We start from the raw sequence: 16,605 nt of genomic DNA on the forward strand, positions 1-16,605 counted from the left end.
TCCGGCGGCCGGCCGTAATGGAGCAGCAGCGCGCTCATCTCTGCAAGGGGGCAGACATGGTCCACCGGCGCGCAGGCGATGGCCCGTTGCGGCATGGAAGGAGCGACCGCCTCCGCCGGGTCCTGCACGATCGCGATGCCGCCGCCCTGCTTGATCGCCAGCAGACCCGCCGAACCGTCCTGCAGCTTCCCGGTCAGCACGATGCCGACGACGCGCGGGCCGTAGGCGGCGGCGGAGGATCGGAACAGCGGGTCGATGGCGGGCCTGCTGAAATTCTCCTTGTCGCCATGGGCCAGCCTGACGCGGCCGCCCTCCACCGTCATGTGCAGGTCGGGCGGGGCGACGTAGATATGTCCGGCCAGTATCTCCTCGCCATCGGCGGGCTGGCCGGCGGGCAGCTTGCCAGCGCGGTTCAATATGTCCGCGAGCCGGCTGACGCCGGTGCCGACATGCAGTACGATGAGCATGGCCGCGTCCATCCCGGCGGGAAGCTGCGCCACCAGCCGGACGAGCGCATCGACGCCGCCAGTGGAGGCGCCGACGACGATGATGTCATGGCCGGCCATGTGCCGCCTTTCTATTCGAGCGCGGCGGACAGTTCGCGCTCGCTCCTGTCATATACCATGGCGACGAGGATGGGCGGCGTTTCTTCGGAAAAATATTGCAGGCGCAGATCGACGGGCAGACTGCCGCCTTCCCCGAACCGCATCGCCGTCTGGAGCGGCAGCTCCGGCAGTTCGCCGCCCAGCAGCGGGGCGAGGATGGCGTGCAGGTCGTCGGCGGATATGTCCGGCAGCAGGTCGGGCAGGGCCATGCGCGAAAGCTGGTGGGCGTTGAAGCCCAGCTTCTTCTGCGCGCTGTCGTTCACCAGCAGGAAGCGAAGATTCTCGGGGTCCAGAAAGTAGATCTGATTGGCCGCGCCGCCCAGCACGCGGCCAAGATAACGGGTGTAATCCTCGCTGTTGCGTTCGTCGGTAATGTCCTGGAAGACGAGCACCAGCCCATGATTCGCGCCGGTTTCGTCCATCAGGCCGGTAATGCGTATCCGGCAGATGATGCGGCGTCCGCGTCGGTCCAGCCCCTCGAGCTGACGCTCGGTCTGCTCCTCCGACCCCGACTGGACCGCGATCATGCTATCGCGCAACTGTTGGACGGGCAGGCCGATGTCCAGCCTGTCGAAACTGGTGCCGAGCACCTCCTCCGCGCGCAGGCCCCAGCTGTTTTCGCTCCAGCGGTTCCAGCTCTGGATGAAATGGCGCGGGTCGAGCACGACGATGCCCGCATTCATCGAGCGCAGCACCGATTCCAGATGGAGGCGGTACCCGGCCGCCTGTTCGGCCTGTATGCGCAGTTCCTCGTTGACCGACTCCATCTCCTCATTGGAGGAGCGGGCTTCCTCGTTCAGCGTTTCCAGTTCCTCATTGGTGGACTGGAGTTCCTCATTGGTGGTCTCCAGCTCCTCATTGGTGGACTGAAGCTCCTCATTGGTGGTCTCCAGCTCTTCATTGGCGGACTGGAGTTCCTCGATCGACTGTTCGAGATTTTCCTGCGCCGCCTCCAGTTCCCGCCGCAAGCCGTGAATGCCGGTATGGTCGTGGAAAGCGAGCAGGATGGCATGCACGCTGCCGTCCGCGCGCTGGAGCGGACGGACGTCGATGGTGAGCCGCATCACCTCCGTCTGGTTGAGCCGATATTCCTGGTCCTCCAGCCGCAGGCCCCTGCGGCCGCGGAACGCCTCGTCTATGGGGCCGCGCAATTCTATGGGACGGTAGGAAATGGGCAGGTCCTGGAACGGCCGGCCAAGATCGGCCTCGCCCACGCCCAGCAGGTTGCGGGCCGGTAGATTGGCGAGCGCCACCGCGCCGTTGTCGTCGATCACCAGCAGGGCGGTGCCGACCTCGTCGATCACGGCTTCCAGCAGGTGGACGTCGGGCAGGGGCATGTCGAGCCGGGTCGGGCGGTTGGCGGTGAAGCTGCCGTTCAGGGGGCGGCGCCATTCCTGGGGCACCTTGGCGAAAATGCGGTGCTTCATGTCGACGGGCCGGAACAGCGAGGATCGCGCAAGCTGCGTTTCCGCCTTGCCCAGGAACAGGAAACCGTCGGGGTTCAGCGCATAATGCAGGCGCGGCAGCACGATCGACTGGGTTTCGGCCTCCAGATAGATCAGCAGGTTGCGGCAGGTGAGCAGGTCGATGCGCGAGATGGGCGCGTCATGCACGACATTGTGGCGGCCGAAGATCACGCATTTGCGCAATTCCCGCTCGAACACATAATGATTGCTCGTCCGCTCGAAATATTTTTCGAGCAGATGGCCGGGCACGCTCTCGACCTCCCGGGGCGAATAGGTGGCGACCCGCGCCACCTTCAGCGCTTCCTCGTCCAGATCTGTCGCATATATCTTCACGCGCCGGCAGAAGTCGGCCATGCCCATCGCCTCGGCCAGCAGCATGGCGATGGAATAGGGTTCCTCGCCGCTGGCGCAGCCCACGCTCCAGACCCGGATCGCGCGGTCGTCCTCCGCATTTTTGAGGATTTCCGGGATCACCTCGTCGCGGATCACGTTCCACGCATCCTCGTCGCGGAAGAAGGAGGTGACGTTGATCAGGACGGTGTTGAGCAATTCCTCATATTCGCTGGGCTGCGCCTCCAGGCAGGTACGGTAGGCGGCGAAATCCTCCGCGCCGACCGCCTCCATCCGCAGGGCGATGCGCCGCCGCAGGCTGGTGCGCTTGTAGCCGCGGAAGTCCAGTCCCCGACTCTCCTGAATGTGGCGCAGCAGGGCTTCGAACTCGGGATCGGGGACGGCTCTTTCGACCATTGAACTCTTTCGGCTCCGCAACAGGATTGCCCTTGCTATGCCCGAATGGCGCCGCCGTCCATGCCGCTTGCCTGCGAAGCCGAAATATCAACGGGTTGCCGGGCCGCAACAGGGTCAATCGTCCGTTTCCGCGACGCCGTTGCGATTGTCGTCATCCCCCACCTTGCGGCCGCCCAGATGGCCGGTGCCGTGATAGCCGATCTCCGTCTGCCCGCCATGGCCCATGCGGCTGCCGAAGTCGTTCTTCGACTTCCTGCGCCCGTGCGGATAGGGGGCGCCGGCGCTTTCCCCGCCCGGACTCGCGGCGGACATGTCGAGATCGCTGACCCCGTCCGGATGGGAGCGCCTGCCGTCTTCCTGCCGCGGCTGCATGCGCCTGTCTTCGCCGTCGCTGTCGCCGTCGTCGTGGGTGGAAGCCATGTCCGCGCCACCCGCCTCGACGAAGGCGGTGCCGGATATGTCCTCCACCTCCGCTTTCACCCCTGTGATCCGGCGCCGCCTTGGACCTTTTCCAGCCGGTTCGTCGGCAGCGCGTTCGCCGCGCCAGCCCTGTTCGGGCGGCGCTGCGTCGTCCCTGATGGGCGATCCTTGCCCTTGCAGAAATGCATTGCGGTCGTTCATCGCGCGTCTTCCTGAAATTATCCGCTTTCCAGAGCAACGCATCGGGTGGAGGGGCGATCCGCGCAGGACGATAAACTGGATCAGCTTCGGACGGTCTTTTCATGGCGCGGCGTTCGCCACCGGGAGCGCAGCCGGAACCCGGTTGCCGGTCCTTCATCGGAAATCCTGTCGGGTGGGGACGGAAGTTTCCAGGCTTCTGCTTCCGCTACTTTCATGATACGGGCCCCCATGATTGTCGATCCGGAATGGTTCTGGATCGCAGTCGAAGTTTTCCGGCGGAAATATCGTAGATCGGTTCGCTGTAAACTGCATTAGCGTTCCATCGCGGATCGCGGAACGCTTGCTCCCTGTGAGGCTTAACTGTCCTTGTTCGATGTGGGAGCAATCATGAGCAGGGTAAATAGAAGCGCCAGGGCAACGGCAAGATTGCTCGTCGGTGCGGCCATAGAGGCGGCGGGGATCGCGGTCCTGTGCATCCTGCTCCATGTCTGGCTGACCGGCGCGCCGCTTCGGCGGGAGGCGGTCATGGCGGCGGTGCTGGGCGCCGGGGCCATGGTCCTGATCGCCGGGGGTATGCTGGCCTGCGTCCGTCATATCCTGCACGGCGAATTCAAACCCGGCGGGGCCAGCGCCCGCGCCCATCATCCCGACATATTTTCATCCGGCAGCGGAGTCTGAGGAGACCATTCCATGTTCATGCATAACAAGCGGCTTCAATATACGGTCAGGGTTTCGGAAACCAATCCTGCGCTCGCTTCGCTTCTTCTGGAACAATTTGGCGGACCGGACGGAGAACTGGCGGCGGCCATGCGCTATTTCACCCAGGGTCTTGCCGAGGACGATCCCGGCCGGAAGGACATGCTGCTGGACATTGCGACCGAGGAACTCAGTCACCTGGAAGTGATCGGATCGATCGTCGCCATGCTGAACAAGGGCGCGAAGTCGGCCTTGACCGAAGCGTCGATGGAGGAGGCGGAACTCTACATGTCGCTGAATGCGGGCGGCAACAGCCATACCCAGTCGATCCTCTATGGCGGCGGGCCTTCGCTCACCAACAGTTCGGGCGTTCCGTGGACGGCCGCCTATGTCGACAGCCGCGGCGACCCGACCTGCGACCTGCGGTCCAACATCGCGGCGGAAAGCAGGGCCAAGATCATCTACGAACGGTTGATCAACATCACCGACGATCCGGGCGTCAAGGATGCGCTGGGTTTCCTGATGACGCGGGAGGTTTCGCACCAGAAGAGCTTCGAGAAGGCGCTCTATTCGATCAAGGACAATTTCCCCGCCGGCAAGCTGCCCGGCCTTGCTCCCTATGCCAACCTCTATGTCAACGCCTCCCAGGGGGAGGGCGATGCGGTCGGCCCCTGGAATACGGGCGAGCAATGGGAACGGCTGGACGATGTCGAGGGCAAGCTGCCGGTCGATGGCGGCGACGGCCAGGCCTCGGTCACGCTCCGCGAGCAGGAGATGCAGGATTTCGCGGCCATGACCGGCCGGCTGCAGTCCGATCCCAACGCCAATCCGGTGACCGGCGCGGACCTGGGCGGCGGGCCGGGTGCGGGCAAGTTGAGCGACGAGGATCTGGGCGGGGCGAGCGACATGGCCGACGCCCGGTCGCAGGCCGCCGCCAAGAGCCCCCTCCAGTCCGACGGGGAGTGAGATGGACCAGAACACCGTCCGGCATATGTTCATCGTCGGTCTGCGCGATGCCCATGCCGTCGAGCATCAGGCGCTGGGCATCATGGACCGGCAGATCGAGCATCTCGCCCAATATGCCGAGGTCGAGGCGCGGCTTCGCAGCCACAGGGGCGAAACCGAACGCCAGATAGAACGGCTGGAGGGCATATTGGACGCGCTGGGCGACAGTCCGTCGGCCATCAAGGACGCGGCGCTGAAGTTCGGGGGCAGCGTTGCTGCGCTGTCCCACGCGCTGGCGCCGGACGAGGTCATCAAGAACAGCCTCGCCAACTATGCGTTCGAAAATTATGAGGCGGCGGCCTACAAGGCCCTGATCGCCATGGCCAAGGCGGGCGGGTTCGAAGCGGCCATTCCCGTGCTGGAGGAAAGCCTGCGCGAAGAACTGGCGATGGCCACGTTCCTGGACGAGATGCTGCCCAGGGTGATCGACAGGTTCCTCGCGCTGCGCAGCCGGGGAGAGCAGGCCAGCCATTGAGCATCGACCTGTCGCCGGTTCTGGCCGGCACGATTGCAAGCCTGCTGGCAGGCGCGGCGACCGGCTTGGGCGGATTGCCCATATTGGGCATCGGCCGGTCGGCGGCGCGCTGTCAGGGCGTGATGCTGGGATTTGCGGCGGGCGTGATGCTCGCCGCTTCCTTCTTCTCTCTGATCGTGCCCGCCATCGGCATATTGGACCGGCAGGGCATCGGCTCCTGGCCGGCGGCGGCCATGATTGCCGTGGCGGTACTGGTCGGCGGGGCGCTGCTGCTAGCCCTCGGCCGCTTTTCCGTCGAGCGTTTCACCAGTGAGGAGGGGCTGGACCGGACGGGCCATCGCATCTGGCTGCTGGTCGCGGCGATCACGCTGCATAACGCGCCGGAGGGGCTGGCGGTCGGCGTCAGCTTCGCGCGGGATGCGGGGGGAGAGGGCTATGCCACGGCCCTGGGCATCGGAATCCAGAACATACCCGAAGGTTTCGCCGTGGGCAGCGCGTTGGCGTTGCGCTATCCGCCGTTCCTGGCCTTTGCCGGGGCGCTGGCATCGGGACTGGTGGAACCGGTGTTCGGCGCGCTGGGCGCGACGCTGGTGCATCGCTTCGCCATGCTGTTGCCGATCGCCCTGTGCCTTGCGGCGGGGGCGATGATCAGCGTCGTGATGAGCCAGATCGCCCCTGAACTTGGCGAGGATGGGCATGCTGCCCAGGGAAGCCTGCTGATCGGCCTTGCGGTGATGACCTGCCTCGACGTCGCGCTCGGTTGAGGGCGTTCAGCGGCCCGGCGACCGCAGCGTGAGCGCTGCGGGATAGAGAAGCGCCATGCCGCAAACGGCCAGCAGGACGATGAGCATCAGCATGGCCATGAACGCCCCGACCCGGCGACGACGCAGTGCGACGAGGATGCCGGTCAATCCCGCCAGCGCGACCGCCGCGACGATGGCTATGATGATCATGCCGCCTGCCTGCCCGACTTGATCATGCCGGGAAGCGGGTGTTTCGCGGCCAGCCTGCGCCGTCGTTCATCCTTGTTGATCATGCTGCGCCTTGTCATGCTGTTTTGTCGCAAATCTTCCGACGAAGAAGCGCCGATGAAGGAAGATGTCACCAACACAGATGAATCCGTGAATCCGGAGGCGATTTCTTCCCCATTCATGGGTTGCGCTAACCGCGCAGTTCGCCCTCTTCCGACAGGGCTGCGATGACGCGGGCGGCCTTGGCCACGCCCTCCGCCCTGCACTGTTCGCGCGCCTCCGACGCGATGCTCTGCGCGTCCTGGGTGGTGATCAGGCCCTTCTCCACCAACCTGCCGACCAGCGCGGCCACCCATTGGACGCCGGCGGTGGCGATGTCTCCGTCGGTCAGGGCTTCATCCTCGATTGTCATGGTGTCTCTCTCCTCTTCAGCTCATGTGCGTCGTCGTCAGAACCGACGGATAGACCAGGATGACGGAGGCGGCCGCCAATATGAGGATCGCCGCCGCGAGGGCGCCGCCCCGGCTCAACCGGCCCCTGTGCAGACCGTAGAGCACGACGCCCAGAAGCGTGGCCGCCACGAGGACGATGATCGCCGTCAAACCTGTCACTGACATGGGCCGTCTCCGATCGCGATGTGTCGCGCTCCATCGTCAGGATGGCGGCGCACGGGATGGGGGAAAGCCTTTATACGCGGCCCGTCGGCAGGGGGTTCCCAGGTCGGCGGACGGCCGCGCCGCAAAAGGGGAAAAGCGCGCCCGCGCTAACATAGGGTTATCGCACGGACGCTGCCCTTCGGCCTGCCGGGCGTTGTCGCCGCAGCAGCCCCGCAGAAGGAGAACCTCATGCTTTGTCCCAGCATGCCCCGTCCCATATCGACCGCCCTGATCCTGATGGCGTCCTCCGCCCTGCTTTGCGCCTGCAGCCCCGCCGCGCAGAATGAGAATGGCAGGGTGCCCGGCGGAACGAACCAGCAGGAGGCGATCAATGCCGCTGGCGACATGGGTGGCGCGAACGCCATGCCCGGCATCGGCGCTCCGGGCGCGGCCGGCAATGGAACGCAGCCATGACCGGCGGCCGTTCGTTCCGGCCGGGACTGCCCGCCTGCCTCGCCGTGCTGGCCCTTTCCGCCTGCAACCAGACCGATGGCGCGTCCGAACGGGGACCGGCCAATGGCAGCGCCACGGTGGCCAAGCATTATGAAGGGCCGAAGCCCGAGGGCGTCTCCCGCCCTGACGAGGCGGTGACCACCACCTTCTACATTCCGCAGGCTGCGATCAGCGACATGTATGAGATAGAGGCGGGCAAGATCGCCATGGTGCGTGCCCGCGCCCCCGAGGTGAAGGCCTTTGCGCGGAAGATGGTCTCCGACCACCAGAAGAGCAGCGAGCGGCTCAGGCGCTTCGTTGCGGACAATCCGGTCAACATCGCCATCCCGCAGAATATCGATGCGCGCCGCCGGGCGATGCTGGGCGCCCTCAACGGTTCGGGCGACCGGGAATTCGACAGCGTCTATGTCGGCCAGCAGGCGGCGGCGCATCTGGAGGCCTTCAACCTGCAGAGCAGCTATGCCCGGCGGGGCGATTATCCCGCGCTGAAGAAGATGGCCGGGGAGATGGTCCCGATGATCGCGGCGCATCACAGGGAGGCGGAGGCGCTGGACGCCAGCTTCGGTCCGACCGCCAGGCCGGTTCCGGCCGGGCAATGACCTGCGGAAATGCCTAGGTGGCACGGCCGGAGTGTCGAGGGCCGTCGCCTGTTTCTACCGGCGCGAACTGGATGCCGACCGGCGCCGCTGTACCCCCGGCGCCGGAAACGCAAAAGCATCATTTGCAGGCCGTCAGGGCTGAATGTCGGTTGGCTCTAGCGGTCGCCCTTTCCGCTGGCCGCTTTCCCGTCTTCCTTCTTCTTGCCGGAACTGGCGCTGCCGCTGCCGCGTGCGTTATTGCCGCCGCCGCGGCCCGTGCCGGTGCTTCCATGAGCGCCATCGCCGCCCTTCTTCGTGACCGCGCCCGGATTTCCGCCTGCACCTTTTTGCGCCATTCCTGCCTCCTGATAGGATCGAAGGATCAACGGAGCGGCGCTTGCGGCGTTCCGGACGCCGGGCCCTTTCATGCGCTGGCGCTAACCCAGATGAACGACTTCGGGAAAGGACCGTCTGGGGCCTTATCGCGCCCGCCTAGCCGGCCGTCCGCCGGAGGGGCATCGTCATGCAATGAATGCCGCCTCCACAGGCGGCGAATTGCGACACGTCCAGCGCGATGCCTTGAAATCCCGCCGCGCTGATCCGGGCGGCGACGTCGTCATGCCCTGCACCCATCAGGATCGTCCGGCCGTCGATGGAGAGGATATTGCAGCCCAGGCCACGCGCCTCTTTGTAGGAAACGGGCAGCAGCGTGATGCCGCGCGCCTCCACGGCTGCGAGGAAGGCATCGTCGAGAACGTCGACGCAGGCCAGTGCATGATGGGCGTCGAGCATGCAGAATTGCGTGTCTAAATGGAGGAAATGCGGATCGAAGGGGTAGCGGAGAATGTCCCAGCCATTGGCGGCAAAGGGCTCCGCAAAGGCATGGGCGCCCGCCTCGTCCGTCCGCTCGCCGGATATGCCCAGGATCAGCAGCCCGCGCCGCGCCAGGCAGATGTCGCCGCCCTCGATCCTGCCTTCGCGGATGCGCCGGACGGGGCGGGCGCCGAGGCGGGACAAGGCCTGCGCCACATGGTCCGCTTCCCGCGCGCGATGCGGCATGGCGGGATTCAACGCGACAAGGCCCCAAGGCGTCGCCACGCCCGTATCGCGGGTGAAGCAGAGGTCCGGCAGATCGGCATGCGCCGGCAGAAGATGGCACCGCACCTGATGATCGGCCAATGCCCCGCGCAGGGCGCGATGTTGCCGTTCGGCCTTGTCGACCGAAACCGCCAGTCCCTTGCGCAGGCTTTCGCGCGTGACCGAACAGCAGGGAACCGGCTCCAGATGGGAAGGCGCGCAAAGCAGCACGTCGGTCAGCCTGTCGCTTTCCCCTTCCACGAAAAAATCGCGGATGATGGTGGCGCCCGCTCCGCCGTCTTCGCCGTGCCAGTCCAGTTTCATGCCTGCGCTCCGTGCCGCCTTGCTTCCTTCGCGTTCAACGCATCCGCCTTGCGACTGTATCCCGGCAATCTTCCCGCGACGGTCGAAGCATTGCGCCGCTCCTGCCCCGAAAATCGACGGCCCGCCGGCACTATCATAAGTTAATGTCGGCGGTTCGGTTCGCACCTATTCTTTGCAATGAGGGCCATATTGTCGCAGGCGCAAAATAATGGATCGAATTTTCACCAACATCGCCACCAGCAGTGCACGCCTCATGGGACAACCCCAGGCCTTCATCCTATCCACCTTGCTGATCCTCCTCTGGGCTGTGTCGGGGCCCTTTCTCCATTTCTCCGATACCTGGCAGTTGATCGTGAACACCGCCACGACGGTGCTGACCTTCCTCGCCGTCTTCCTGATCCAGAACAGCCAGAACCGCGACGGCGCGGCCATGCAGGCGAAACTGGACGAGATCATCCGAGCCCTGGACAAGGCGCGCGTGGAATTTGTCGGCATCGAACATCTGACGGATGCGCAGATCGCCGCCATCCGCGACGCGCTGGAACGCGACATCAAGGACAAGTCGGGCCGCGAAGGGTCGGCCGCCCCCACGGTCGAACGCTTGCTCAAGCGGTATTGAGCGCCGCTATTGGCTGAGACGGCTCAGCCTGAACCGGATTTCTATCGTCAGGCCGGCATCCTTCCACAACCGGACGAGGGTGCCGCCCGTTCCCCTGAGCGACGCCTGCTCCAGCGCCGTTCCGAAGCCTTCGCGATCCGGCGCCCGGTCCAGGGCGGGGCCGCCGCATTCCACCCACTGGATGAGCGCATCGTCATCCTGGATGCTGACGGTGACGTCCAGCCGGCCGTCCGGCGTCGAGAGCGCGCCATATTTGGCGGCATTGGTCGCCAATTCGTGCAGCAGCAGCGCGACCGACGTCAACGCGCCGCCGCCGATGGCCAGGTCCGTGCCCTTCACGAATATGCGCTTGCGCTCATCCGCCAGTTCATGGGGCGCGACGATGGCCTCCAGCAGCGAGAACAGGGTCGTGGCGGTTCCCGCCGTCCCCTCATTGTCCACATCGGGCAAGGTAAGCTGGTGCGCGGCGGCGAGCGCCATCAGCCGCGCCGTCAGATCGCGCGTCAGTTCCCCGACATCCTTCGCTCCGCGCGCACTCAGCGCCACCAGCCCGGTGGCCAGCGCGAAGAGGTTCTTGACGCGGTGGCGCATCTCCTTGAGCAGCAGGGTCTGTTGCGCGGCTGCGCGTTTCTGCGCCGTGATGTCGCGCGCGATCTTGGATGCCCCCAATATCTGCCCAGCCGCGTTGCGGACGGGGGAAACCGTCAGCGATATTGCGATGAGCGTGCCGTCCTTGCGCCGGCGAACCGTCTCGAAATGATCGATCCGCTCTCCCGCCCTCAGGCGCGCGAGGATATGATCTTCCTCATGCAGGCGGTCTTCGGGAATGACGATCGTCACCGGCCTGCCGATCGCTTCCTCGGCGGAATAGCCGAACAGGCGGCTGGCGCCCCCGTTCCATGTCGTGATGATGCCGTCCAGCGTCTTGCTCAGAATGGCGTCGTCGGAATTTTCAACGATGGCGGCCAGCCAGGCGCCGGCATCGATCTCTGATTTTCCGTCCGAACCGCCTGCCGCCCTGGCTGTAGCTGGTATATCCGACAATCCTGCTTCCTTGCGTGCCCCCATTCGGGGGCGATGGCGTTGACTGGCCGCTTATAGTGGCGCCCGGCCTCCATGCACTAAAGCAGGTTAAGCTCTGCTGCCCTGGAGGGCCTGTGATGCGGGTTGAGGCGGCTGGCCTTCAGCCTGTGAAATGGCCGTGCGGCTTTGCGTGGCCATGGGTTCGGAGGTAGCGATCGTCCAGTTCCGCGATCAGCGCATCCGCCTTCTCCCCGCCTTGCAGCTTCAGCAGCGCGTCGATCTTGGCCTCCATGCGGTCGTCATTCTCCTTCGACGCGGGGGAGCCGACATAGAGGAAATAGGCAAGGCCGACGACCTGCCAGATCAGTTGCAGGAATTCCGATTGCCAGTTCTCGAAAGTGTCGCGGCCCATTTCCACGGCATATTGCGCGAATTCGGCGGCCTGCCCATGTTGTCGCGCGCCGTCCACATAGGCGAGCCATCCGAACGCCCAGTGACCGACGATGGAAACCAGGAAGAATATCGCCGTGATCCATCCATAGGCATATCGTTTCATGAAGGCCGCTTCCCTGCATCATCTTCCACGTGGAAGATGAAACGCCCGGCAAGGGATTGGGATCACTAACATAAGTTGGCCCTTGCGCCTTTTGTCTCATGCGGTCGGGCGGAAGCAATCGGGGGGGCGGGAGAGATGCTAACCCAGGTCATCGCCATGCGCGTTTCGGGGCGGCTTTCCGGAACAGCCCGCCACGCCGAAGCGATATGGTCGTCTTCCCGAGCCGGAGAGCGCCGTCATGCCCCACCCCGCCGATCCGCCCGCCGCGCCGCCGGTCACGTCGACCCCCCGCTTCACCGGGCGATCCGCCCTGATCACCGGGGCGGGACGCGGCATCGGGCGGGCCTTCGCCGTGGCGCTGGCGCGGGAAGGGTGCAGGCTGGTGATCTGCGACATTTGCGAGGGCTTGCCCGAAGGCACGCCCTATCCCCGGACATCCCGCGCCGACCTGACGGAGACCCAGCGCATCTGCGAAACGCTGGGTGCGGAGGTGGTATGGAAGGTCGGCGATGCAGGCGATCCGGCCTTGGCGCGCGAACTGGTGGCGCTGGCCGAGCGGCATTTCGGCGGGCTGGATTTCCTGATCGCCAATGCCGCCCTGACGATCGAGGGCGAGATCGTCGACCTTTCCCCGGAGATATTCGAGACGGTGGTCCGCAACAATCTGCTGGGCGTGTTCAACATCCTCTCGCCTGCGCTGCGCAGCATGCGCCATGTCGGACGCGGGCGCGTGATCGTCGTCGCTTCGGGCGATGCGCGCCATGCCGAACCCAACGCCGCTCCCTATGTGGCGTCCAAATGGGGGCTGATCGGCCTTGCCAAGGTCGCCGCGCTGGAGGTGGCGAAGGCCGGCATCACCGTGAACGCGATCCTGCCGGGGCCTGTCGACACGCCGATGATGTCCAGCGAGCAACGCTTCCGTCAGGTGGTCCCCGACAAGGAAAATCCGACGCGCGACGATTATCTGGAGGCGCGCAGGGATGCGACGCCGATGGGCTATGCCTGGGTCAAGCCGGAGGACATTGCGGCCGGCGCGCTTTTCCTGCTGAGCGACGAGGCGCGCTTCGTCAGCGGCGGAACATTGAGCATCGACGCGGCCGACAGCGCCAACTGGACCTGATGCGCAGCGGCGAGCCCATCGTAGGATGGCCCGGCCCTGACGGCGTGCCGCCGCAGGTGGAGGCGGCGGCGGAAAGGCCCGCTTCGCCCTGGCGGCCGATCGGGATGATCCTGTGCGCGGTGTTCCTGTTTTCCATTTCGGACGTCTTTGCCAAGGGGCTGGGCAAGACGCTTCCCGGATTTCAGGTCGCCTGGCTGCGCTATCTGCTTTTCTTCATGCTTGCCGCCATGCTGGCCGTGCGGGCGGGCAGCGTGCCGTGGCGCAGCCGCCAACCGGGGTTGCAATCGCTGCGCGCCTTGTGCCTGTTGCTTTCCGCCAGCCTCTTCCTGCTGGGCCTGGGGCGGTTGCCGGTCGCGGAGGCGACGGCCATATCCTTCGCAACGCCCGCCTTCGTGACGATGCTGTCCGTCCCCCTGCTGGGCGAGGTCGTGCGGCGAAGGCGCTGGACCGCCATGTTGCTGGGTCTGGCCGGCGTGCTGATCGTCGTCCGGCCGGGGGCGGGCGCCTTCGCGCCCTCCGCCCTCCTGCCATTGGGTTCCGCGCTATGCGGCGCGCTGGGCATCATCGTGACACGCCGGATCGGGGACCATGATCCGCTGTCGATCACATTGTTCTGGTCGTCGGGTCTGGGACTGCTGGTCCTGACTTCGGGCAGCCCCTTGTGGTTCACGGCCATGGACCGGCGGGAGGTGGCGGCCGCGGCGCTGATGGGCCTGCTCTATGCCGCCGCGCAATTGCTGCTGATCCTGGCCTACCGGCGGTGCGAGGCGTCGTTCCTGGCGCCCTTCTCCTATGCGCAGGTGCTGTTCGCCACGCTGGTCGGCTATCTGGCCTTCGGCGCCCTGCCGGACGGCGTTTCGCTGCTGGGCATCGCCCTGGTGGCGGCGGGCGGAGCCTATACGCTGCAGCGGGAAGGATTTCTCGGCCGGTTGCGGCTGCGGGGCGGGCGCCTGCTGCGGCGGCCGGGCTATGCCGGCAGGATCTGAGCGCGATCCTTGCCCTGTTCCGCGATCAGCCGCATCGGCCTTCCCCGCACCCAGAGGCGATCGACGGCGATGGAGGACCAGCCCGATGGCAGCGTCACGGGGCGGTGGGGCCATGCCTCCGGACTGTCGCCGCTGATGCGGAGGCCGGGCAGTCCCAACAGCATCGTCATCAGCATGCCGCCGATATTGGCGAGGAAGGGGCCTGCGGGCACGGCCGAGTCCGGATGGTCGACGCGATATTCCAGGCATTGGTGGAACCGTCCCGCATCATAGGCGGCATAGCCCTCCTCGAACAGGTCGAGCGCCAGCTTCCGGTCGCCCGCCATGGCCGCCCAGGCGGGATAGAAGGCGGCCAGCATGGGCGATCCCACATAATCGCGCCAGCGGGACAGGAAGAAATCCAGCGTCGCCTGCCGCTCCCTTTCCCCTGCGGGATAGTCCATCGGGAACAGGCCCGCCAGCGGACTGGGCGTGGCGCCCTTGTCCTCGTCGATCCGGAAGTCTTCATGCGCGGGGATGACCCCGTCGCTCCGGCGCGGCAGGTAGAGCGCGCACAGCATGTCCTGCCAGGCCGCCGGGATGTCGGCGCCGATGCCGGCGCCGATCCGGATCGCGCGCTTCAGCAGGTCGGCGGCCGTCATCAGGGTGAAGCTGTCATTGTCCGGCGGATCCGGCACTTCGGCGGGGCCGGTGGCGCAGGGCAGCTCTGCGCCGCGCTGGGTGCGTTCCAGCCTCCCGGTCAGCCAGTCGGCAACGCCGGCGATGATCGGCCAACCCCGGTCCCGCAGGTAGCGCAGATCGCCCGTGCAATCGGCGTCCAGGGAAAAGGCGCGGGCGACGTGGAGGGACAGATGGGCGGCGAAGGCTGCCGCCGGGCCATCGTCCGGAGCGGCCTCCTCCCCGCTCAGGGGCGCGGCCTGCCACGGGAAGCGCATGCCCGGCTTCCCATCCAGCCGGGCATGGCGCCGGGCAGCCTCGACATGGCGCGCCCGGAAGTCGATCAGGCTGCGGGCGGCGCCGGGTTGCAGGAGCAGAAGGGGAGGCACGCAAAAGGCGTCGATGTCCCACATCACATGGCCGTAATAATAATGATAGCCCGGCCAATGGGCGAGGCCGAACATGGATGTAGCGGCGGGTGAAGAGCGGTGGGCCGAGGCGTTGAGATAGTAGAAGCCGGCGTCGATCAGTTGCTGATGCCGGGGTTCCGCGCCTTGCGCAACGATGCGGCCCTTCCAGATTTCCGCCCAGCTTTCCCGGTTGAGGGCGCGCAGACGGGCCAGCCCGCGCCGCGCGCCCAGACTGGCGCGTCTGACCGCCTCCTCCCTTGGCCGGTGATGCACGATGGAGGGGATGAGGGCGGCGATCTGATGCAGGTCCACCCGCTGGCCGGCCCTCAGGTCGACGCGATATTCGGCGACCAGAGGGCCGGAGCCGAATTTCGGCGCGATCATGCTGTCGTCCGTCAGCGAGCAGCGGCTGTGGAAGGCAATGCCGCAATGGCTGAGATCGCCCTCGGGCACCCAGAGCAGCGACCCTTCGCCCCCGCCGGCGGAGGGGCCGCCGGTCCGCCTTTCGGCCATGCGCCCCTGCGCCGGGCAGGAATCGACCAGCGTGCGCAGCCGGATCGAGCAGGCCTGCCCGGCGGTGATGCGGCTTTCCTGCAGGACCAGCGAGCAGTCGCTGCGGCTGGCGAAAGTCGTGACCTCCACGGTCAGCGCCACGTCCCCGATGCGGAACAGAAACTGGCTGAACAGTTCCGCTGTGCCGAAATCATAGCTCTGCAGAAGGTCTTCGGCGGCCCAGGGCTGGTCCGACAGCCATGCCTCCCCAATCGCGATGTCGGCGGCGAGCGGATAGGGGATGGGCACCGCCGCTTCGATCCCCTTGTCCGGATCGGGACCGACGACGCCGTTCAGGATCGCGGAACCCGCCAGCAGGGGGATTTCCCGCACCCGAAGGCCGATCATGCCGTTGCCGACATAGGCCGGCAGGTCGCTGCCGCGGGCGCCACGACAGGGCGGGGGATTGAGGGGAGCGGAGGTCATCTCCCCGCCCCGGTCATCGCACCTGTCGCGCGGGCACCGGCGGCGCATGGTGAAACGCCATGTCGTCCGGCTCTATGGTGGTGGGGGCCCCTTGTTTGTCGGCAGGCGGATCGGGGGGTGTGCGCGGCTTGCCGGGAGACAGCGGCAACATCTTCCCGGTCTTTCGGTCCAGCGCGCGCGCCACGATGATGTCCGCCACCGTGGCGCCCATGACGAAGGCAATCGGCCCCCAGAGCGGGCGGCGCCGGCTGGCCAGGGCGAGCGCCGCAAGATCGAGGGCATCGCCCGCCACGCGGTTCCAGCCCCGCGTGGAATGCGCCGGCGCCGCGAGGATGCCTGCGCCGGCCAGCAGCTCGCGCGCTCCGAACAGCCTTATCGTCGCACGGGCGGCGGCATGGTCCTGCCTCAGCCGCCTCGCAATGGCGCGTGGTCGTGCGACTTCCGCCAGTCCCAGACCGATGGAGAAAAGGCCCAGTCCAAGGCTCCAGCTCTTCGGTGTCATGTGCAAACGGCCTCCTCGGCGGAAGAACGGCGGCTCTCGCGGGCAGGTTCCCCAATGCCGGGGCAAGCCATATAATGCAT

At 66.2% G+C, this 16,605-nt stretch carries 21 protein-coding genes and 1 pseudogene; 9 read left to right on the forward strand and 13 right to left on the reverse strand.

Annotation, left to right across the window (positions count from 1 at the left end):
- Nucleotides 1-38: 38 nt before the first annotated feature.
- From A0J57_RS27355 to A0J57_RS04820, 3 genes and pseudogenes are all read right to left on the reverse strand, one after another.
- Nucleotides 39-566 (reverse strand): annotated as a pseudogene (locus A0J57_RS27355) (chemotaxis protein CheB); the annotation flags it as partial.
- An 11-nt stretch (nt 567-577) separates the two neighbouring features.
- The gene (locus A0J57_RS04815) at nt 578-2,818 is read right to left on the reverse strand and encodes a CheR family methyltransferase (RefSeq protein WP_076605725.1); all 2,241 of its coding nucleotides are present in this window, start codon (nt 2,816-2,818) and stop codon (nt 578-580) included.
- 114 nt (nt 2,819-2,932) lie between these two features.
- On the reverse strand, nt 2,933-3,439 hold the full coding sequence (locus A0J57_RS04820) for a hypothetical protein (RefSeq protein WP_061938306.1): 507 nt from the start codon (nt 3,437-3,439) through the stop codon (nt 2,933-2,935).
- 387 nt (nt 3,440-3,826) lie between these two features.
- Between A0J57_RS04820 and A0J57_RS04825 the strand changes: the two genes are divergently transcribed.
- Genes A0J57_RS04825 through A0J57_RS04840 form a run of 4 tightly spaced genes read left to right on the forward strand, consistent with a single transcriptional unit; the run spans nt 3,827 to nt 6,379 of the window.
- Entirely contained in the window at nt 3,827-4,117 is a 291-nt protein-coding gene (locus tag A0J57_RS04825; RefSeq protein ID WP_061938309.1) for a hypothetical protein, read from the forward strand.
- Nucleotides 4,118-4,129: 12 nt separating this feature from the next.
- The gene (locus A0J57_RS04830; protein WP_044662691.1) at nt 4,130-5,101 is read left to right on the forward strand and encodes a manganese catalase family protein; all 972 of its coding nucleotides are present in this window, start codon (nt 4,130-4,132) and stop codon (nt 5,099-5,101) included.
- Nucleotide 5,102: 1 nt separating this feature from the next.
- Nucleotides 5,103-5,615: a ferritin-like domain-containing protein gene (locus tag A0J57_RS04835; RefSeq protein ID WP_061938312.1), complete on the forward strand. Its 513-nt coding sequence runs from the start codon at nt 5,103-5,105 to the stop codon at nt 5,613-5,615.
- Complete coding sequence (locus A0J57_RS04840; RefSeq protein WP_061938314.1) at nt 5,612-6,379, forward strand: ZIP family metal transporter; 768 nt, start codon at nt 5,612-5,614, stop codon at nt 6,377-6,379. The genes A0J57_RS04835 and A0J57_RS04840 overlap by 4 nt, the downstream gene beginning before the upstream one ends.
- Nucleotides 6,380-6,385: 6 nt before the next feature.
- Here A0J57_RS04840 and A0J57_RS04845 read toward each other — a convergent pair whose 3' ends face one another.
- The 4 genes from A0J57_RS04845 to A0J57_RS25180 are packed head-to-tail and all read right to left on the reverse strand — an operon-like array spanning nt 6,386 to nt 7,203.
- A complete protein-coding gene (locus tag A0J57_RS04845; protein WP_061938317.1) occupies nt 6,386-6,568 on the reverse strand; it encodes a hypothetical protein in 183 nt (60 codons plus the stop codon).
- On the reverse strand, nt 6,565-6,768 hold the full coding sequence (locus A0J57_RS04850) for a hypothetical protein (RefSeq protein ID WP_061938320.1): 204 nt from the start codon (nt 6,766-6,768) through the stop codon (nt 6,565-6,567). Before A0J57_RS04850 ends, A0J57_RS04845 begins: the two co-directional genes overlap by 4 nt.
- An 8-nt stretch (nt 6,769-6,776) precedes the next feature.
- On the reverse strand, nt 6,777-6,998 hold the full coding sequence (locus tag A0J57_RS04855; protein WP_025550130.1) for a hypothetical protein: 222 nt from the start codon (nt 6,996-6,998) through the stop codon (nt 6,777-6,779).
- A gap of 16 nt (nt 6,999-7,014) precedes the next feature.
- Nucleotides 7,015-7,203 (reverse strand): hypothetical protein, encoded by a 189-nt coding sequence (locus A0J57_RS25180; protein WP_076605726.1) that lies wholly within the window; start codon nt 7,201-7,203, stop codon nt 7,015-7,017.
- 228 nt (nt 7,204-7,431) lie between these two features.
- Between A0J57_RS25180 and A0J57_RS04860 the strand changes: the two genes are divergently transcribed.
- Together A0J57_RS04860 and A0J57_RS04865 are read left to right on the forward strand one after the other, a co-directional pair.
- Nucleotides 7,432-7,656: a hypothetical protein gene (locus tag A0J57_RS04860; RefSeq protein WP_025550128.1), complete on the forward strand. Its 225-nt coding sequence runs from the start codon at nt 7,432-7,434 to the stop codon at nt 7,654-7,656.
- Nucleotides 7,653-8,294 carry a DUF4142 domain-containing protein gene (locus A0J57_RS04865; RefSeq protein WP_061938323.1) on the forward strand — a complete coding sequence of 214 codons (642 nt, stop codon included), beginning with the start codon at nt 7,653-7,655 and terminating at the stop codon, nt 8,292-8,294. The genes A0J57_RS04860 and A0J57_RS04865 overlap by 4 nt, the downstream gene beginning before the upstream one ends.
- A gap of 155 nt (nt 8,295-8,449) precedes the next feature.
- Here A0J57_RS04865 and A0J57_RS04870 read toward each other — a convergent pair whose 3' ends face one another.
- Together A0J57_RS04870 and A0J57_RS04875 are read right to left on the reverse strand one after the other, a co-directional pair.
- Complete coding sequence (locus A0J57_RS04870) at nt 8,450-8,629, reverse strand: hypothetical protein (protein WP_044662684.1); 180 nt, start codon at nt 8,627-8,629, stop codon at nt 8,450-8,452.
- A 136-nt stretch (nt 8,630-8,765) separates the two neighbouring features.
- Nucleotides 8,766-9,674, reverse strand: a complete 909-nt coding sequence (locus A0J57_RS04875; protein WP_061938325.1) for a dimethylarginine dimethylaminohydrolase family protein — start codon at nt 9,672-9,674, stop codon at nt 8,766-8,768.
- 208 nt (nt 9,675-9,882) lie between these two features.
- On the opposite strand from A0J57_RS04875, the gene A0J57_RS04880 reads away from it, so the two are divergent.
- Nucleotides 9,883-10,293: a low affinity iron permease family protein gene (locus A0J57_RS04880; RefSeq protein ID WP_061938328.1), complete on the forward strand. Its 411-nt coding sequence runs from the start codon at nt 9,883-9,885 to the stop codon at nt 10,291-10,293.
- A 6-nt stretch (nt 10,294-10,299) separates the two neighbouring features.
- On the opposite strand, the gene A0J57_RS04885 is transcribed toward A0J57_RS04880, so the two are convergent.
- Together A0J57_RS04885 and A0J57_RS04890 are read right to left on the reverse strand one after the other, a co-directional pair.
- Nucleotides 10,300-11,337 carry a PAS domain S-box protein gene (locus A0J57_RS04885; protein WP_061938331.1) on the reverse strand — a complete coding sequence of 346 codons (1,038 nt, stop codon included), beginning with the start codon at nt 11,335-11,337 and terminating at the stop codon, nt 10,300-10,302.
- Between the two features lie 139 nt (nt 11,338-11,476).
- Complete coding sequence (locus tag A0J57_RS04890) at nt 11,477-11,872, reverse strand: DUF6766 family protein (RefSeq protein ID WP_061938334.1); 396 nt, start codon at nt 11,870-11,872, stop codon at nt 11,477-11,479.
- 238 nt (nt 11,873-12,110) lie between these two features.
- On the opposite strand from A0J57_RS04890, the gene A0J57_RS04895 reads away from it, so the two are divergent.
- Nucleotides 12,111-12,992 carry an SDR family oxidoreductase gene (locus tag A0J57_RS04895; protein ID WP_061938336.1) on the forward strand — a complete coding sequence of 294 codons (882 nt, stop codon included), beginning with the start codon at nt 12,111-12,113 and terminating at the stop codon, nt 12,990-12,992.
- The gene (locus tag A0J57_RS04900) at nt 12,992-13,978 is read left to right on the forward strand and encodes a DMT family transporter (protein ID WP_048576837.1); all 987 of its coding nucleotides are present in this window, start codon (nt 12,992-12,994) and stop codon (nt 13,976-13,978) included. Before A0J57_RS04895 ends, A0J57_RS04900 begins: the two co-directional genes overlap by 1 nt.
- On the opposite strand, the gene A0J57_RS04905 is transcribed toward A0J57_RS04900, so the two are convergent.
- Nucleotides 13,960-16,023, reverse strand: a complete 2,064-nt coding sequence (locus A0J57_RS04905; protein WP_061938405.1) for a glycoside hydrolase family 65 protein — start codon at nt 16,021-16,023, stop codon at nt 13,960-13,962. The two genes, A0J57_RS04900 and A0J57_RS04905, sit on opposite strands and share 19 nt — an antisense overlap.
- 13 nt (nt 16,024-16,036) lie before the next feature.
- A complete protein-coding gene (locus A0J57_RS04910) occupies nt 16,037-16,525 on the reverse strand; it encodes a hypothetical protein (RefSeq protein WP_061938339.1) in 489 nt (162 codons plus the stop codon).
- Between the last annotated feature and the right edge of the window lie 80 nt (nt 16,526-16,605).

The sequence above is a fragment of the Sphingobium sp. 22B genome (assembly GCF_001580035.1).
Lineage (GTDB): Bacteria > Pseudomonadota > Alphaproteobacteria > Sphingomonadales > Sphingomonadaceae > Sphingobium > Sphingobium fuliginis.

Excerpts from the sequence above, each read along its gene's own strand:
- A0J57_RS04815 (WP_076605725.1), bottom strand. The coding sequence starts at position 2,818 with ATGGTCGAAAGAGCCGTCCCCGATCCCGAGTTCGAAGCCCTGCTGCGC.
- A0J57_RS04820 (WP_061938306.1), bottom strand. The coding sequence starts at position 3,439 with ATGAACGACCGCAATGCATTTCTGCAAGGGCAAGGATCGCCCATCAGG.
- A0J57_RS04825 (WP_061938309.1), top strand. The coding sequence starts at position 3,827 with ATGAGCAGGGTAAATAGAAGCGCCAGGGCAACGGCAAGATTGCTCGTC.
- A0J57_RS04830 (WP_044662691.1), top strand. The coding sequence starts at position 4,130 with ATGTTCATGCATAACAAGCGGCTTCAATATACGGTCAGGGTTTCGGAA.
- A0J57_RS04835 (WP_061938312.1), top strand. The coding sequence starts at position 5,103 with ATGGACCAGAACACCGTCCGGCATATGTTCATCGTCGGTCTGCGCGAT.
- A0J57_RS04845 (WP_061938317.1), bottom strand. The coding sequence starts at position 6,568 with ATGATCATCATAGCCATCGTCGCGGCGGTCGCGCTGGCGGGATTGACC.
- A0J57_RS04850 (WP_061938320.1), bottom strand. The coding sequence starts at position 6,768 with ATGAATGGGGAAGAAATCGCCTCCGGATTCACGGATTCATCTGTGTTG.
- A0J57_RS04855 (WP_025550130.1), bottom strand. The coding sequence starts at position 6,998 with ATGACAATCGAGGATGAAGCCCTGACCGACGGAGACATCGCCACCGCC.
- A0J57_RS25180 (WP_076605726.1), bottom strand. The coding sequence starts at position 7,203 with ATGTCAGTGACAGGTTTGACGGCGATCATCGTCCTCGTGGCGGCCACG.
- A0J57_RS04860 (WP_025550128.1), top strand. The coding sequence starts at position 7,432 with ATGCTTTGTCCCAGCATGCCCCGTCCCATATCGACCGCCCTGATCCTG.
- A0J57_RS04865 (WP_061938323.1), top strand. The coding sequence starts at position 7,653 with ATGACCGGCGGCCGTTCGTTCCGGCCGGGACTGCCCGCCTGCCTCGCC.
- A0J57_RS04870 (WP_044662684.1), bottom strand. The coding sequence starts at position 8,629 with ATGGCGCAAAAAGGTGCAGGCGGAAATCCGGGCGCGGTCACGAAGAAG.
- A0J57_RS04875 (WP_061938325.1), bottom strand. The coding sequence starts at position 9,674 with ATGAAACTGGACTGGCACGGCGAAGACGGCGGAGCGGGCGCCACCATC.
- A0J57_RS04880 (WP_061938328.1), top strand. The coding sequence starts at position 9,883 with ATGGATCGAATTTTCACCAACATCGCCACCAGCAGTGCACGCCTCATG.
- A0J57_RS04890 (WP_061938334.1), bottom strand. The coding sequence starts at position 11,872 with ATGAAACGATATGCCTATGGATGGATCACGGCGATATTCTTCCTGGTT.
- A0J57_RS04895 (WP_061938336.1), top strand. The coding sequence starts at position 12,111 with ATGCCCCACCCCGCCGATCCGCCCGCCGCGCCGCCGGTCACGTCGACC.
- A0J57_RS04900 (WP_048576837.1), top strand. The coding sequence starts at position 12,992 with ATGCGCAGCGGCGAGCCCATCGTAGGATGGCCCGGCCCTGACGGCGTG.
- A0J57_RS04905 (WP_061938405.1), bottom strand. The coding sequence starts at position 16,023 with ATGACCTCCGCTCCCCTCAATCCCCCGCCCTGTCGTGGCGCCCGCGGC.
- A0J57_RS04910 (WP_061938339.1), bottom strand. The coding sequence starts at position 16,525 with ATGACACCGAAGAGCTGGAGCCTTGGACTGGGCCTTTTCTCCATCGGT.